The 15,457-nt window shown below is 46.6% G+C and carries 16 protein-coding genes; 2 read left to right on the top strand and 14 right to left on the bottom strand.

All coding sequences use genetic code 11. The features are described 5' to 3' along the window. Positions 1-37: 37 nt before the first annotated feature. From QZZ54_RS10320 to trmH, 5 genes are all read right to left on the bottom strand, one after another. A complete protein-coding gene (locus tag QZZ54_RS10320) occupies positions 38-2,188 on the bottom strand; it encodes a TRAP transporter fused permease subunit (protein WP_290702434.1) in 2,151 nt (716 codons plus the stop codon). Between the two features lie 63 nt (positions 2,189-2,251). Beyond that, positions 2,252-3,280 carry a TAXI family TRAP transporter solute-binding subunit gene (locus tag QZZ54_RS10315; RefSeq protein ID WP_290702432.1) on the bottom strand — a complete coding sequence of 343 codons (1,029 nt, stop codon included), beginning with the start codon at positions 3,278-3,280 and terminating at the stop codon, positions 2,252-2,254. 322 nt (positions 3,281-3,602) lie between these two features. Further along, positions 3,603-4,967, bottom strand: coding sequence for a sigma-54 dependent transcriptional regulator (locus QZZ54_RS10310; protein ID WP_290702430.1), 1,365 nt, complete (start codon positions 4,965-4,967; stop codon positions 3,603-3,605). After that, positions 4,967-7,054: an ATP-binding protein gene (locus QZZ54_RS10305; RefSeq protein ID WP_290702428.1), complete on the bottom strand. Its 2,088-nt coding sequence runs from the start codon at positions 7,052-7,054 to the stop codon at positions 4,967-4,969. The genes QZZ54_RS10310 and QZZ54_RS10305 overlap by 1 nt, the downstream gene beginning before the upstream one ends. Positions 7,055-7,092: 38 nt before the next feature. Further along, positions 7,093-7,830, bottom strand: a complete 738-nt coding sequence (trmH, locus tag QZZ54_RS10300) for a tRNA (guanosine(18)-2'-O)-methyltransferase TrmH (RefSeq protein ID WP_290702426.1) — start codon at positions 7,828-7,830, stop codon at positions 7,093-7,095. Positions 7,831-7,947: 117 nt separating this feature from the next. Between trmH and QZZ54_RS10295 the strand changes: the two genes are divergently transcribed. Together QZZ54_RS10295 and QZZ54_RS10290 are read left to right on the top strand one after the other, a co-directional pair. After that, entirely contained in the window at positions 7,948-8,814 is an 867-nt protein-coding gene (locus tag QZZ54_RS10295; RefSeq protein ID WP_290702424.1) for a prephenate dehydratase, read from the top strand. Between the two features lie 28 nt (positions 8,815-8,842). Further along, entirely contained in the window at positions 8,843-9,574 is a 732-nt protein-coding gene (locus QZZ54_RS10290) for a tRNA (adenine(22)-N(1))-methyltransferase TrmK (protein WP_290702422.1), read from the top strand. A 28-nt stretch (positions 9,575-9,602) separates the two neighbouring features. Here the strand turns inward: QZZ54_RS10290 and QZZ54_RS10285 are convergent, their stop codons facing one another. The 9 genes from QZZ54_RS10285 to QZZ54_RS10245 form a co-directional block, all read right to left on the bottom strand. Then, entirely contained in the window at positions 9,603-9,977 is a 375-nt protein-coding gene (locus QZZ54_RS10285; protein ID WP_290702420.1) for a hypothetical protein, read from the bottom strand. A gap of 117 nt (positions 9,978-10,094) precedes the next feature. Next, on the bottom strand, positions 10,095-10,433 hold the full coding sequence (locus tag QZZ54_RS10280) for a hypothetical protein (RefSeq protein WP_290702418.1): 339 nt from the start codon (positions 10,431-10,433) through the stop codon (positions 10,095-10,097). 61 nt (positions 10,434-10,494) lie between these two features. After that, positions 10,495-10,962 carry a hypothetical protein gene (locus QZZ54_RS10275; protein ID WP_290702416.1) on the bottom strand — a complete coding sequence of 156 codons (468 nt, stop codon included), beginning with the start codon at positions 10,960-10,962 and terminating at the stop codon, positions 10,495-10,497. Positions 10,963-11,096: 134 nt separating this feature from the next. Continuing rightward, complete coding sequence (locus QZZ54_RS10270) at positions 11,097-11,795, bottom strand: pseudouridine synthase (protein ID WP_290702414.1); 699 nt, start codon at positions 11,793-11,795, stop codon at positions 11,097-11,099. 113 nt (positions 11,796-11,908) lie between these two features. Beyond that, positions 11,909-12,826: a hypothetical protein gene (locus QZZ54_RS10265; RefSeq protein ID WP_290702412.1), complete on the bottom strand. Its 918-nt coding sequence runs from the start codon at positions 12,824-12,826 to the stop codon at positions 11,909-11,911. Continuing rightward, complete coding sequence (locus QZZ54_RS10260; protein WP_290702411.1) at positions 12,816-13,619, bottom strand: hypothetical protein; 804 nt, start codon at positions 13,617-13,619, stop codon at positions 12,816-12,818. Before QZZ54_RS10260 ends, QZZ54_RS10265 begins: the two co-directional genes overlap by 11 nt. A gap of 147 nt (positions 13,620-13,766) precedes the next feature. Next, the gene (locus QZZ54_RS10255; RefSeq protein ID WP_290702410.1) at positions 13,767-14,030 is read right to left on the bottom strand and encodes a hypothetical protein; all 264 of its coding nucleotides are present in this window, start codon (positions 14,028-14,030) and stop codon (positions 13,767-13,769) included. A gap of 215 nt (positions 14,031-14,245) precedes the next feature. Beyond that, positions 14,246-14,605 carry a hypothetical protein gene (locus QZZ54_RS10250; protein ID WP_290702409.1) on the bottom strand — a complete coding sequence of 120 codons (360 nt, stop codon included), beginning with the start codon at positions 14,603-14,605 and terminating at the stop codon, positions 14,246-14,248. A gap of 191 nt (positions 14,606-14,796) precedes the next feature. Further along, on the bottom strand, positions 14,797-15,387 hold the full coding sequence (locus QZZ54_RS10245) for a methyltransferase (protein WP_290702408.1): 591 nt from the start codon (positions 15,385-15,387) through the stop codon (positions 14,797-14,799). Positions 15,388-15,457 lie beyond the last annotated feature (70 nt).

Genomic DNA, 15,457 nt, shown 5'->3' with positions numbered 1-15,457 from the left:
CGGCCATTAAGGCCGGTTTTTAATAGTCCAACAGTGCTTACCCAGTCGTAACCGCCGACCCCTCAGGTTCCTCGAGGCGAAAACGGCTATAGATAAATAGCGCTAAGAAACCTAGTAAAGCGAGGGTACTGATCCACCATTCGCCATGTGGCCATAACATTGCGACTCCGGTTATTCCCGAGATAACTCGCAACACAAGATTAAGCGGACTTTCCAAATAGCCTTCCATAAAGCCGACCAACGCATAGATACCGAAAACGGAGAAGAAGAATACACTGAGCACCTCCATCGTCGTTCCACCAATAAAGTTGGTATAGGCAAACAGCAACGGCACGATATACAGTCCTTTAGCTATTTTCCAAGCGGTAAAACCTGTTGCCATCGGTGGTGTTTTGGCGATAGCCGCTGCTGCAAATGCGGTTAGGCACACTGGCGGAGTGACATTCGAATCCTGTGACAGCCAGAAAATTATCATATGTGCTGACAACAGAATCATGGCTAACCGGGCCGGATCAATCGCCTGCTCCAGTAACTGACCTTTAAAATCCCCGGGAACCAATGCCAGCAATTGCTGAGCATCAAGCTTACTCATCGGATCAGCCAGCAAAGCAGCCTTATCGACATCCACCAGCAGGAAGATAGTGCGAGCAATTTCAGGCAAAGTACCACTGACCATCATATCGATCAGCTGCATCTCAGCAATCAGGTTATACAACGCCGGCGCTGACAGTGTCGCCAACACAATATAAGAAGCGGTAACCGGTAATCCCATACCTAAAATCAAGGATGCCAGCGCTACCAGCATAATGGTGATCAGCAGACTGCCTCCCGCCCACTCAGCAACCATCAGTGAGAAAGTATTACCAATGCCGGTCATTGCCACGACGTTGACTACCAGGCCAACGGCGACTAATAGCATCGCGGTGGTGGCCATATTTTTTGAGCCCTGCGCCAATGCATCAAAGACATCCTTAATACCCATTGGATGCTTAGATAACCAGGAAGACACAACCACCGAAATAATTGCGATGCCCGCAGCATAGGTGGGCGTAAAGCCATAGATCAGCAAGCTCACCAAGACCACAAGAGGTAATAGGTAGTGCCAGCCGTCGCGAAATACTTCACCTATAGGACGTGTTTCCAGCTCGACCGCATGCGCCTGACTACGCATCGCTTCCACCCGGACGAAAAAACCAACCGACAGGAAGTAAAGCAACGCCGGTAGTGCTGCAACCGCGATCACATCAACATAAGGAATCTGAGTATAAGACGCCATGATAAAGGCTCCGGCACCCATCACCGGCGGCATAAGCTGTCCACCGGTAGAGGCAGCCGCTTCTACTCCCGCAGCAAAGCGAGCAGGAAAGCCTGCTTTCTGCATCAATGGAATGGTAATCACACCGGTTGATACGGTATTAGCCACAGAAGACCCCGATACAGAGCCCATCAATCCGGACCCCAGTACTGCTACAAACCCAGGCCCACCGACCATACGACCCGCCGCACAACGTGACAGCTCAATAATAAAATCGCCCGCGCCAGACTTCACCAGAAAGGCACCGAACAAGATAAACATAAACACATAGGTCCAGGAGATTCGGGCGATCTGCCCAAACATCCCTTCAGAGGAGAAGTAGCTACGAAACAGCAAGGTTTCGAGGCTCAATCCAGGGAAACCAAAGATGCCATCAACATACTGCCCCCACCAAAAAACGTAGGTCAGGGCCACCAGAATCATGCAGGGGATAAACCAGCCGGTGGTTCTACGCGCCATCTCCAAAGAGATAAAGATCGCACAGATCGAGAACACCCAATCTAGCTGGGCAAACTTTACACCCCTTTCATAAAGCGCATCTTCGAAGCCGATCAGATAGATAGCACAGAAAACCGCCGCACTGCCTAACAGAATATCCAGTAGAAGCGTCAGATGACGCCCAGCATCAGTCTTGCAACGAACCATCGGTACCATCAGGGCACATAGCAGAGCAAAACCACCAAAGTGTATGGCAGAAACCCACAGTTCTGAAACAGTACTCAGGGTATTAAAATAGATATGCACCAGCGCAAAAACAACGCCAGCCCAATAGATAAAACGACCCGTCGGGGAAGAATCAAGACGCTGTACAAGCTCCAGACTCTTGAGTTTTTCAGCCGTTTCCTGGTCGGTTTGGGTATCGATAGTACTCATAACGGTCTTCCATATAAAACAGGAAAAAAGGCAGGCTCAGCAGAGCCTGCCAAGGTCGCAAAGTTACTTAGCGATGAGGTGTGCAGGGATAGTCAGACCGGCTTCTTTGTAGTAACGAGCCGCACCTGGGTGTAGTGGAAGTGGCAGGCCAGCAATCGCTTTTTCAAGTGCCATCGCTTTGGTTGCCTTATGGATGCCGTTCAGGAACGGTAGGTTTTCATAAACAGTTTTAGTCAGCAGGTAAACATCTTCTTCCGACACATCATCTCTCACTGCCAGGAAGTTTGGCTGCGCCATTGTGTTGATGTCTTTGGTCTGACCCGGATATGTATTGGCCGGAATCACATAACGAGTCCACAGCTTATAGCCACCGTTAGCTTCTTTAATCTGCTCGTCAGTAAAGTCCAGCACCGTCATATCGCTACCCAGTGCCGCATAAGCACGGGTGATTGCGGAGGTTGGTACACCTGAAGGGATGTTCATACCATTGATAGTGCCATTTTGTAGCGCATCAGCACTCGGTCCATAGCCCATATAAGCCAGATCTAAGCTATCAGCTTCCATTCCCAGGCCACCAAGAATCTGACGGCCGGAACCTTCTGTGCCTGAGTTTTTCTTACCGATAGAGAATTTCTTGCCTTTCAGTTCAGCCAGATCAGCAATCGTACCGCTTTTGACCAGATCAGACTTCACCGCAAACTGCTCAACGTTTTGCCACAACATTGAGACAGAACGGAGATGTGTTTGAGGACCGGAAGACTTCAGAGAGCCTTCACCACTCCATGCCCAAGCCCCATATAAGCCCTGCAGAATAGCAAACTGGGCTTCATTCTCGCCTAAGAGCTTTATGTTTTCGCCGGAACCTGCCGAATTGATCGCCGACAGTGACACTTTATATTTAGGCTCTAGCTTTACCTTGGTCAGCGTCGCCAAAGCAACACCTACTGGATAGTATGTTCCACCGGTAGAAGCAGTGGCCAGAATATAGGAACGCTTCTCCTCTGCCTGAACCAACGCTGCACTGCCTAAAGTAGCACTCAGTGCAACGGCAACACCCAGACCTTTTATCAGAGTTCGTTTACTGCTTTGCATTTTAGATTCCTTCTCTCGGGTTTTTATTGTTCGTACCCTATATAAAGCAATGTGGATGCCAAGCTGATAATTAAATCATAACCAATTGATAAATATAAATAATTTACTACTTATAAAAATTCAAAGAAAGATTAGTAAGCAAAAAACAGCCTATTAGCCACCAAACCGATGAGCAACTTCTTGCTTACTAAAGACTAAATAGCGACAAAGCCGCTATGCGGATGATGTAAATCGGACCGGAATATCCTGTTGATACCCAGGTTTTGCTCTTAAAACAGGCAATGAGCCATTTTTTGCCTACTCATCAACTTAGCCTGCTTATCTACTCATCAACAAAATCAGTGCGTTCGATCTGGTACTTCACCATTTTCTGGTTCAGGGTCCGGCGTGGCAGATCAAGCATCTCCATCACCGCTTTGATATTACCCCGATGCTGACGTAGCGCTTCACAGATCACTTTGTACTCAAAGTTGGCGACCTGGGCACCCAAAGACAGGGAGCTATCAACCTGAGTGACATCAACAGGCTCTATCATTTCAGGATAAAGCAGATCTACCACCGGCAGCGAACCATCCAGAGCATAACGCACCGCAATATTCTTCAGCTCCCGCACATTTCCTGGCCAGGCGTGCTGTTGTAGATTGATCAGATCCTGCCGGGTGACCCTGCGCAATTCCCGTTCATGCTGAGTTGCCGACTGACGGGCGTAATACTCAAACAACAGAGGAATATCTTCAGTACGTTCCCGCAGTGGTGATAGGTAAAGGCAGGACACATTCAGTCGGTAATAGAGATCCTGGCGAAAGTTTTCCTCCACCGAAAGGTCTGCTTTTGAGGCCGCCACGATACGCAGATCAACAGAAATCTGTTTATTAGAACCCAAGGGTTCTATCACCCCCTCTTGCAGGCTACGCAGGATTTTCACCTGCAAACTGGCTGGCATACTCTCAATCTCATCCAGCAGCAGGGTTCCACCATCGGCGTGCTGAAACTTACCGGTACGCTTTTTAGACGCACCGGTAAACGCCCCGGCTTCATGGCCAAAGAGTTCAGTTTCAATCAGCGTTTCCGGAATCGCACCGCAGTTAATCGGTACAAAGTTACATTCACTGCGGGGGCTAAACTCATGCAGGCACTGGGCGACCAGCTCTTTACCGCTACCGGTTTCACCATAGATGATGACATTGGTATTCAATGCCGCGTATTTGAGTATATCCCGGCGCAGTTTCTGAATTGCCGGAGAGATGCCAATGATCTTGCTATCAATACCACTGTGGGAGGCCAAATCCTGTTGCAACCGCAGATTTTCCAATACCAATCGACGTTTTTCGCAAGCCCTGTTGATAGTTTCAACTAAGCGTTCGGGAATAAAAGGTTTTTCGATGAAGTCATAGGCACCATCGCGCATCGCGCCAATCGCCATGTCCACATCACCGTGACCGGTAATCAGAATCACCGGTAACTCTGGGATGCGACGACGGGCTTCCATCATCAGCTCCAGGCCATCCATTTCCGGCATTCTAACGTCGCTGACTAACACGCCAGGGAACGCCTCGTTCAGATGAGTCAGGGCTTCAGCCGCCCGTTCACAGACGATCACTTCAAAACCCGCCATCTGTAACCATTGGGATGTTGACTGCCGGATGATCGGATCATCATCCACCAGTATTACCTGACCTCTGTTCATTATGATTCTCCGGCCTGTCTTATAAGCGGTAAAGTAACGGTAAAGCAGGTGTAGCCATTTCGGCTATCAGCCCGGCTATCGACCCTGATATCCCCCTGCAGATCTCGAACGATAGAGCGGATAATCGATAACCCCAGGCCCAAGCCTTCACCAATATCCTTAGTGGTAAAAAAGGGCTCAAATATATGACTCAGACTCTGCTCGTCGATTCCGCTGCCATTATCGATCACACGGATTTCCACCCGCTCTTTGTTATGATCTACTTGAACTTCCATCCGCGCGACCTCTGTCTCAGACAAAGCATCACAGGCATTGGTTACCAGGTTAAGAAAAATCTGTTCCAGGCGGGCACTGTCGCCACTGACTTGCAGGTTCAGTTCAGGGCGGAGGTAAACCAGCTCAATCTGTTGCTGTTCCAGCCGCCCCTTCAGTAAACTCAACACCTGATCCAACACCAGCAGTGGGTCTACCGGTGCCATGTGCTGGGGCTTCTGATAGGCAAAAGTTTTTAATTGTCGGGTCAGAATTGCCATTCGACTTATCAGGTCGTTGATCAACTCAAGATTATTTTCTAACTGCGCTGTTTGGTTTTGTTCAATCAGTTTACGACAGATAGCAATATAGGTTCTCAATGCGGTTAGTGGTTGATTCAGTTCATGAACCACCGCAGAAGACATCCGTCCCAACGCGGCCATTTTCTCCGCTTGTACCAATTCATCCTGAGCTTCTTTCAATGCCTGAGTACGTTCATGTACTTTATGCTCAAGCTGGTCGTTTGCTTCCTGAAGAGCCCGCTCCAGGCGTTTACGTGGGGTAATATCAATTACGGTAACCAGATAGTTAGCGGAGGCTTCCCGCTTCATCTGCTTAATTGAAAACAACATCGGGAAGTGGCTGCTATCAGAACGTTTACCTACAGTTTCCATCGCGATTAAGGGTGCAAAACCTTTGCTACCCAGGCGTGACAGCGTTTTCTTCAGTACTCCCTGCAGCATTTCGGGAGCGATCAGTTGATCGATATGAGCGCCCTGAATACGTTGCATCGATTCACTGAACTGCTGCATCGCCATCGGGTTAATAAACAGAACCTGTCCCTGGTTATCCAAGGTGATCATCCCGACTTGCGCGGTATTAATAATATCCCTTTGCCGCGCTTCACTTCGCTCTAGCGCCTGCTGTGTCTCTCTTCGGGAGATATGCTTAAGCTGACGCTCCCTTAAGAGGAAAACCAGCAACGAGATTACGATGCACAACGCGATGGCAAACAGGGTAGCGTTACGCTGGGCCCGCACAACTTCACCGAGATCATTCAAGACTGAAACTTGCCAGCCCAGATCATCCAGAATCACGGCCTGCAGGAGTGCCCGACCACCCTGCGCTAACTCGACCTGCTGAATTTCAGAGCCATCATAAAGCTGTGTGGTTCGCTCCGCCTTAACAATGTCCTGTAACTCAGTCGCCGTCTGAAAACGTTTACTGGCCATCAGTATCTGGCCTTTTTTACTAAACAGATATTGCCCAGTTTGATCCAACCCCGCCTGTAGCAGACCCAGATCAAGCCTTACAGTTGCTACGCCTCGCAAACGACTCAGTACATAAACTGGTGCTGAAAGGTATATAGCACCTTCACGTTGAGGGGTGGGCAGCGTCACTTGTATGCCTTGCTGCCCCTCCAACGCCTGAAGAAAGTAGCCCTGGTTGCGATGACTCACCTTGTAAAAGTTCTGTTGTGCCCGCCAATGACTGAACGCCCGGGTATTTCCCTGCGTATCCAATACAAACAGCGCAGTGGTTCCGGCGACCAGATTAGTTTGTTCGAGATAACGACTTACTCGGGCGATGTTGTCGGGAGAAGGAACACGCAGCAGTTCAGCAACATCATTGCTCTGGGAAACTAAAAACGGCAGATACTGGTATTCAGCAAGTTCTGAACGGGTCTGACTGATAATACTCAACAGCTGATTTTCGCCACGCTCTTTGAGCTCAGTAAGCGCCCAATCGCGGACAAACTGAGTTACCAGCGTTGTGCCAATAATCGACAACACCAGCATCAGTAGTGCTAATGGGATAAAGCGCGGAAACTGCACTCAGTCACTCCTGCTGTGGGACGTATCGTCTACCGGTATCAAGCTTCAGTTTCGACAGTTAGCTCGCTATTAGCAAGTACCCATTGTCGCTGGGGAGCAGATCCTTCACGCACTGCCTGATACCAGGCTGGTGCATCGACCAGCGCCAGCAGGTCATCCAGCGGAGGATACTCCAGGCCCTTTTTATGACAGAAATCGGCCAGGTCTGGAAAGCTCCATTCAAACAGAGTATCTGTATATTCCAAGGGGTCAAGCCTGGACTGCTCATACATGCCCGCCTTCAACCGTTGATTCTGCGCCTCTACCAGAATAATTCCCGCCGCTGTCGAGACATTCAAAGAGCCCACCATCCCCATCATCGGAATCAGAATATGCTCATCTGCTAAATCCGCGCCTTTATCACTGACGCCAAACTTTTCGGCTCCCATTAACAGTGCACAAGGGACCGTATAATCAACATCCCGGTAATCGATAGCCCGATCAGAAAAGTGTGCCGCATAGACCTTCATCCCCCGGGCTTTAACGGTGGCAATCGCTGCCTCGCAAGTGTCATGGTTGCGACTACTCACCCAGCGATCACTACCCCGGCTCGTGCCACTCAATGCATAGCCCTCCCTAGGGGTAACCGTATTCAACTGGGTAATACCGACCGCATCACAGGTGCGTATCATCGCAGCGATATTTCCGGCTTTATGGACCTGATCGGTAATCAGCGTCAAATCTGGCTGCCGCCGGTTAAGGGTCTGGATCAGTCTAGCTGTACGTTCCGGGGTCATCTTTCTACTCTGCATCTGAAATATGCGGCAATATTAGCGAAAAAAAAGGCCTTCAACACTCCATAATTAAGAAACTATGACATAATCTAGGCTAAATTTTTTACAACCGGAACCATCATGTCTGCTGCACCGAACATCATCGCTTTTCAAGGCGTCGAAGGCGCTTATTCACATCTTTCCTGTCGTCGGGTTTTCCCGGAGATGGAGGCGTTTGCCTGTGAAACCTTTGTAGAAGCGATGTTTATGGTGGATCAAGGCAAAGCCAAACTGGCGATGATTCCGTTAGAAAACTCCACCGCCGGACGGGTAGAAGAGATCTACCGCCTGATGCCTAAAAGCCAGCTACACATTATCGGCGAGCATTTTGAACCGGTAAGCCACTGTTTGCTGGGTATAAAAGGCAGCTCAATTGAGCAACTGAAGACTGTCTCTTCACACCCTCAAGCGCTGGCCCAGTGTGATGGAAAGATTAAACTATTAGGCATAGAACCGATTGCCGCCTTTGATACAGCAGGGTCGGCCTCTGAATTAGCGCAGAACCCAAGCCTGACCCACGGAGCTATCGCCTCAAGTCTGGCAGCTGAGCTTTATGATCTTGAAGTGCTCCAGGAAAATTTCCAGGACGTCACCGGCAACACCACCCGCTTTCTCATTCTTTCCAGTGAACAGGGTATTCCTGAGTACGAAGCAGATACCCCCTATATCACCTCACTAATGTTTACCGTGCGTAACATTCCGGCTGCGCTCTATAAAGCGATGGGCGGTTTTTCAACGAACGGTATCAATATGGTCAAACTGGAAAGTTATATGGGTAACGGTCTCACTAAAGGAGCTAGTTTTCACCTGGACGTCGAAGGCCACCCCAATGACCGGATGATGCAGTACGCACTAAAAGAACTGGAATTTTTTACCAAAGAGATGCGTAACCTGGGCACCTATAAAGCCCATGAATTCCGCGCTCAGAACAGGCCACTGCCTGAATAATCGATTTGAGTAATAGCTTAAAGGCGTAATGAAAAACAATTTATTACGCCTGCCTCCCATTACTAACCCTCACCCAGGCCCGTCCTTGAAGCTCAGTAAACGATTACAGCAGATTGAACAGATGGTGGCATCAGACTATACCCATATCTGGGATTGCTGTTGTGACCATGGATTTCTGGGTACCGCCCTGCTGTCCCGACAATCCGCCAGTCAGATCCATTTCGTTGATATTGTGCCTGAACTGATCGCTGAGCTAGACAGCAGACTGCAACGACTTTACTCAGACTCAGCATCGAGCTGGAAGACCCACTGTCTCGATGTCGCTAAGTTGCCGTTAGAACAATATGCAGGAAAACAGCTGATCATCATTGCCGGGGTGGGGGGTGATTTAATCATCCAGTTTATTGAAGCCCTTCACCAGAAACACCCCAAGCTGAATATTGATTTCCTGCTCTGCCCGGTGCATCACCAGTTTACCTTGCGCCAGAAACTGATCGACCTTAATTTCAGTTTGAAAGATGAAACCCTTATTGAAGAGAAGCAACATTTCTACGAAGTTATTCTGGTTTCATCAGAAACAAACGAAAGCGCCCTAATCAGCCCTGTTGGACACAGAATATGGCAATCGGCTTCAGTCGAACAAAGCCTTGTCGTTGAGACCTATCTGAATAGGAAACTCAATCACTACAACCGGATTCAGCAAGGCAACAACGCTAACGTGGAACATATTATTGAGGCTTATCGTGCGATAACGCTTTAATTTTTGGGAACGACCTCTCAACCATTCATCATGAAAAATGTATTGCTGTTATGCGTACCGGTTCGTCACCTAGCACTTTGGCTTGGTGACCATTCCCCGTTAAATCATCCAGCATGATAATGTCACCCGCTTTACGAATGGCCTTCTCCCCATCACCTACTTCGAATTCACAGGTGCCTGTCATTAATATCAGCCACTGCCGTACGGGTGTGGGATGCCAGTCACCAAACCATCCAATAGGAAGTTCGAGAAAAACAGAGTTGTCTGCTGATTCCATAACTGACGCGTTGAGAGATGGCGCCGGCGGTGCATAATTTATCGCCGCTAAATCGACTGTTTTGGTTTCGAAGTGAGAGCAGCCTTCCTCATCTGCAAAGATTTTCAGGTATTCAATATTACTCAACGTCCAATCTCCTTAAGATCCCCATAACAGCTTACTAAACGACCCGCTGTCTGGCAGTTCAGTGGAGGCATGAACTTTGCCCTCGGCCACTTAACTTGGGTAACCTGTTATGTTTTTTTAGATTGAGAAATACTCTTCTCTCACTATTTTGTTGTTCTTCCATGTTTGAACATGCTTTCCGGTAAACTCCATTACCTGGGCATCAGCCCCTGTCATTTTGTAATGAAAAACCAGTTCAGATGTATCACCGCTAATTACCTTTGAAACCAACTTCACATCAAATTCTACAATTTTGCTAACAAAACCTTTTTGCTTGTCATACGCCTCGCGCATTGACTCAGCGAACACAGTGCCATTATTGAGCATAACGACATTCTCATCGTAATGCTTTTCACACAGCTCTAAGACGAGACCCGCTTGGTTCATTTCAATAAAATCATCTATCAATTCTTGCACTACGCTCTAACCTCTTAGAAATTTTTGCCTCTCATCAGTGTCGTTTGTTAGTAGCCTTAGCTTAATAAAAAAGTCCGTGCACTCCGGCCACCCCACCGAAAACGGCGACTAAACTAATCGATAGCAAAACGATGTGCATTACCTGCAGGACTAGAAAAGTTCTTTCATTGTTTTTTTCAGCTTGCTGATGAAACCATCGATGTAAAAACAGTGGCTCCAATACAAACAACACCATCGTAAATATAGCCCATATAAAAATCATGATATGAACCCACCATTGCATGGATGACCAGGCATCCATGGCATATAACATATAGAAGCCGGTCAGCCCCGTCAGCAGGGTTGTTAACTTGGCTTGAAAGCTAAACTTGCCTTCCAGTGCCTCAAAGATTTTTATTCTATTCTCAGGCGACTGAGAACTTCTTATAGCTGGGATTAAAACGGTAGTAACAAAGGCAACCCCACCTATCCAGAAGACAACCGCAATCACATGCAGCGCCCTGGCGATTGTCAAAAAGTCATGTTCCATACTTTACTACTTCCATTTTCATAACGGGCCAGCTTACTGGCGCTTGTTGATTGTTTTGTTAGAGATGCAAGCTACTTTGCAATCGCTGTATTTCGATACATCTCTTCCACTTTTTTGCCGATAGATCGTTAATACTATTGATCGTTAACCGAAAGCCCTTCAACTTCTGCCGGGGTTAAGCTGCGCCAATGGCCCACCTCTACATCCAGTTCGAGGTCGCAGATTTGCTGGCGATGCAGTGATTTAACTCTATTGCCGATGGTAGCAAACATACGCTTTACCTGATGAAAGCGACCTTCTGTCAGGGTTAACAAAACATTATAAGGGTCGATAATATCTAATGTCGCAGGCAGCGTGAGCTTTGTTTCACCTTGAAGCAGAACGCCTTCCAGAAAACGCTGCGTCGCGTCTGACGATATTGGTCGAGATAGCAGCACTTTATATACTTTCTGACATCTATTCTTAGGCGACGTCAGATTAAAAGACCAGTGCCCATCATCTGTAACCAGCACAAGACCCGTCGTATCCGCATCCAGGCGCCCTGCTATGTGCAGTTCAGACAGTCTATCGACATCAAGAAGGTTAAGTACCGACGGGTATTTCTCATCAATGTTAGAGCAGATCATGTCCGTCGGTTTGTGCAGCAAAAAATACCGCGAATTTCTGGGTATTAATGTTTCACCATCAAGGGTGACAACACTGTTTTTGTGTACCTGGCAGAACGCCTCAATGGCGACAATACCGTTGACAACAAGGCGCCGATTTTCGATTAACGCTACCGCATCAGTCAGAGAGAGCTCTGTGCTTTTACATATAAATTTATCTAAACGCATAACATCATTCGGTACATGCCTGTTCTGTTGTACTTTCCATTTATCACGACTCAGGCGCTTGATTACCTTTTTAGGGTGATGCCTGATTTTTCACAGACTACAAACTGTATCTCTCAATCATACAAACAACGCCAATAAAATTTGACCCCATATCGCCAGCCAAAAGGCTTAAAGCTGTTTGCTTCAATGTCGGTGGGACCACCCAAGTTCAGGCATTTTTTAACCGCTTTTTTCTCGGCTTTATCACGGGCTGTTTGAAATGACTTATCGCTCAACTCGGTCACGCCATGTTTTTTAGTTGGGTCAGGCGAGTCAAGGGATTCCTGTTTATCGACGTCTTCCTGAATGGCAGATTGAGTATTCACAGGGGAGTTTTTTCGTGGGCACTCGTAGTCAATACTTACGCTCGCATGATTAAAGTAGACATTTGAAGCACTAGACTTAACTCGCGCATGCTGCTCGACAGTAATCTCTATGTTAAGGAGCTGTTTGTAATATTCTATTCTCCTCTTAGTCGAACCACGATACTTAAGCACCTCAGAACCGCATCGCTGCTGAGCTTCCTCAGACATCTCATCTAAAAACACACCTCCCTGAGCGCTCGAATCCGAAGTTATGAAAACCCCCTCTGGGCCGCCAATGATTTTCCTATGTGTATAGGTATAACGCTTTGGCTTAGATGCCTCCTGCTTGGCTTTTTCTTCCGCGCAATACAAATCAGTCCTGCAACAATAGTACACATTGGCGCTTTTTCGCCCCTTAAGCACAGACGCATAAGCTTCATATTGTTCATCGCGTATAACAAACTCACCACCTTTATCGGCACAGAAGCTTTTAATTTCTCGCTTTGCCGAATTGAGAGCATCTTCATAAGACACGGGGCTTATGGCGATTTTTGAACGGTACAGTGAACCTTGCCCATAACCTCCAAATGACTCTGCATAGGAGGCCGATAAGCCTAAAGCCATCAGAAAAGCAGAACTCAAAGCAACACATAAACAGGGGGCTAGTGTTCTTAATCTAAGCATCATCCACCTCAGCGTTAAGCATTGTGCATGACAGCACCTCTGCCGACCTTAAATCCATCCGGCCTTCCATATCAAAGCGCATGTATTGCATTAACAAGGTTCCATCCATGAGATTCAAATCGACCTCTCTAAAGCCATACGAATCATCCATTTTTGAATCATTTTCTGACTTGAAGTGTTTAATTTTGTAGCGAACACGCTCAGCAGATATATCGGAAAAACACGTAGATATAGGGTTCGTACCAGTGCACATATTTGAAATCACACCACCATGTTGCGAATAAGCGAATAGAGGTAGCTGATCAATGCTCTTTTCTACTTCAACTAAATACTGAGCGGAAGCTTTCATCTCATAACGCAGTAATTCGCCATTGGGCTTAAACCATTCAACCAGTCGTGGACCGCCATCGCATTCCATCTTTAGAATGGTTGAACTCTCTGACGAAGCTTGTCCCCCAAACCAATCTGAATAGTGCATATAGCCATAGTAGAGCGCATAACCGAAAGCCGTTAGTGATAACCCATAAGCGATCTTTTTAAACAGGGAGGAAAAGATACCTAATGTGTCTTCTGACGTATCTTTGATTACTTTACCACCATAACCCTCTTCAACTTGAGCGACGGCATGCTGGTATCGTTCTAGTTCTTCTTCTACTTGTTTTTTAGAAAGGCCAGACCCTGCCAATGCCCCTATAAGCTGAGCGGAAAGGCTATTGTATATTTCAATTCTATCGCGGTGATTAACGGCGCCTGATTGCGTGATGGTGTCACTAATAATTTTTATGTGATTGGTCATCGTGGGTAAACCCAATATATGAATATGGCCTTCAACAACGTACTGCAATTAGCTTATCAAAAATCATGACGACTCTGTCTCACAAGCCCACCAAAAGAGATTTCTGCTGACAATACGGTATTATCTGTAGGTGCACTAAACTGTTTTTTAAATGCAATGAGCTTCAACAAAGTACGAGTTTTTATTAAAGTCCCATGAAATCTTATGACTCATATAGTGCTCAATGAAGATGACATTAATCTCTTGAATCGGATAGCAATCAAACATTGGATCTTCACTATTGGGCTCGTTTAGTTCCGCTTGAAACCTGACCAGATCAAATGAAGCCAAATCATACTCAGCGGTTAGCTCTTCGGTCTCTTCACTGTATTCAGCAATATAGCGTCTAACGTTGAAAATAGTATCTATCATAGGGTTACCATATAAATTTATCTCGACACATACACCTCAAACAACAGCCCAAACGCATGTCTCAATCGGCTTTGTTATGAGCTATTTACCACCGGCCAAATCTATAAATGAGCCTGCAACATAGAATGCATTGGATTTTGTCTAATCTTTGAGAGTACAACGTTAAAGCAGCGGACCCAAAAAAACGACCTTTTTTGTGTCCGTTGCCTGCCTTGTTATGTGTTTGAACTGAGTTCAGTTAGAAACTGTTTTGCCAACCCTTGCGCACTTTTACGATACTGTTTTCCAGTATTGCTCCATTCATGGCAGTACCAACAAATACGCTCTGCGATTGAGCCATCAGAGGATTCACCGAGTTTTTCTTTTAGCGATAATATTTGAGCGCCTATATCGACTAACGCTTCCATCGTTTTGTCAGACTGTAATTTCACCTGCTTAAACGAATGATAACCCGTCACACAGAAGGCTAAATCATTGTTTCCAGCCGCAGCCTGCTGCAGATGCGGAACCAAACGTTCCTTTAACTCTATTTCGAGGTCATCTAGCTTTGAATATAATTTTGTTTTAGAAACCATTTGTTGCACTCACTAGATGTATAACTCCATCACAGGAGACGAAAACCAGAGCGAAGCGGAATTTTTGACTATCTGGCTGGCCTTTCTATCTTTTTATACCCCGTCCTATGGTTGCAGTTTCATGCAGCACCGGTAGAACAAAGATAATAATTGGGCAGTGTATAATTAATTTAAATCTACACTGACCCCAATTATTCATTTTTAATAAGGCTTTCGTCATTATTATTCCGCGGAGTAAAAGAGCACTTTGGCTGCCAATAATATACGTAAATCGGAGTTTGGTAGACATCTTTAAGTCTGATCACTTTTGTAGGCTGGCATGAAGGTAAAGCGAATGTATTACTCACAATGAGAGTCTCATTTAATAGTTCGCGGTTCAGTTTTTTATGTAGAGCAACCATACCTTCAGGGAAAAGATAACAGAATAGAATAGAAGCATTGCTGAGTTCAGCATTCTTAAAATCTTTGCGATAGAGCGTAAGGTTATCCAGACCTAAACTATATTTCCTAATTATTGAGACAAACCATGGAAACCAAGACAGTTCGTAGCCGATCACTTGTTGATGTGGGTATTTACGGGCGACAGCAATAACGAGCGTTCCCCAACCAGAGCCGAGGTCAATTAAAGGTCCATTTGCAGGCCTATCTATTGAAGCAAGCATGGCTTGGCACGCTTTGCCTGAGCTCATCATGGGGGAAATACCAGTTTGCAGCGTGCTCCAAACAATGGATAAGGCAATCAGAAGGACGAAAACAAGAAGCATTAGTTCAAGAAGAGCCATGTTAACGAGGATCTAGGAGCTGTTGAATGTTCATTATTTTATTTACACCTAACGTCTCAATAATAGGCCG

Source organism: Amphritea sp., assembly GCF_016744155.1.
Taxonomy (GTDB): domain Bacteria; phylum Pseudomonadota; class Gammaproteobacteria; order Pseudomonadales; family Balneatricaceae; genus Amphritea.
This window is presented reverse-complemented; position numbering and strand designations above follow the sequence as displayed.

What these genes read in the sequence shown, in the direction of transcription:
- QZZ54_RS10245 (WP_290702408.1), bottom strand. Translation starts at nt 15,387, where the DNA reads ATGGCTCTTCTTGAACTAATGCTTCTTGTTTTCGTCCTTCTGATTGCC.
- QZZ54_RS10265 (WP_290702412.1), bottom strand. Translation starts at nt 12,826, where the DNA reads ATGATGCTTAGATTAAGAACACTAGCCCCCTGTTTATGTGTTGCTTTG.
- QZZ54_RS10250 (WP_290702409.1), bottom strand. Translation starts at nt 14,605, where the DNA reads ATGGTTTCTAAAACAAAATTATATTCAAAGCTAGATGACCTCGAAATA.
- QZZ54_RS10270 (WP_290702414.1), bottom strand. Translation starts at nt 11,795, where the DNA reads ATGCGTTTAGATAAATTTATATGTAAAAGCACAGAGCTCTCTCTGACT.
- trmH (WP_290702426.1), bottom strand. Translation starts at nt 7,830, where the DNA reads ATGACCCCGGAACGTACAGCTAGACTGATCCAGACCCTTAACCGGCGG.
- QZZ54_RS10290 (WP_290702422.1), top strand. Translation starts at nt 8,843, where the DNA reads ATGAAAAACAATTTATTACGCCTGCCTCCCATTACTAACCCTCACCCA.
- QZZ54_RS10255 (WP_290702410.1), bottom strand. Translation starts at nt 14,030, where the DNA reads ATGATAGATACTATTTTCAACGTTAGACGCTATATTGCTGAATACAGT.
- QZZ54_RS10275 (WP_290702416.1), bottom strand. Translation starts at nt 10,962, where the DNA reads ATGGAACATGACTTTTTGACAATCGCCAGGGCGCTGCATGTGATTGCG.
- QZZ54_RS10310 (WP_290702430.1), bottom strand. Translation starts at nt 4,967, where the DNA reads ATGAACAGAGGTCAGGTAATACTGGTGGATGATGATCCGATCATCCGG.
- QZZ54_RS10315 (WP_290702432.1), bottom strand. Translation starts at nt 3,280, where the DNA reads ATGCAAAGCAGTAAACGAACTCTGATAAAAGGTCTGGGTGTTGCCGTT.
- QZZ54_RS10260 (WP_290702411.1), bottom strand. Translation starts at nt 13,619, where the DNA reads ATGACCAATCACATAAAAATTATTAGTGACACCATCACGCAATCAGGC.
- QZZ54_RS10320 (WP_290702434.1), bottom strand. Translation starts at nt 2,188, where the DNA reads ATGAGTACTATCGATACCCAAACCGACCAGGAAACGGCTGAAAAACTC.
- QZZ54_RS10295 (WP_290702424.1), top strand. Translation starts at nt 7,948, where the DNA reads ATGTCTGCTGCACCGAACATCATCGCTTTTCAAGGCGTCGAAGGCGCT.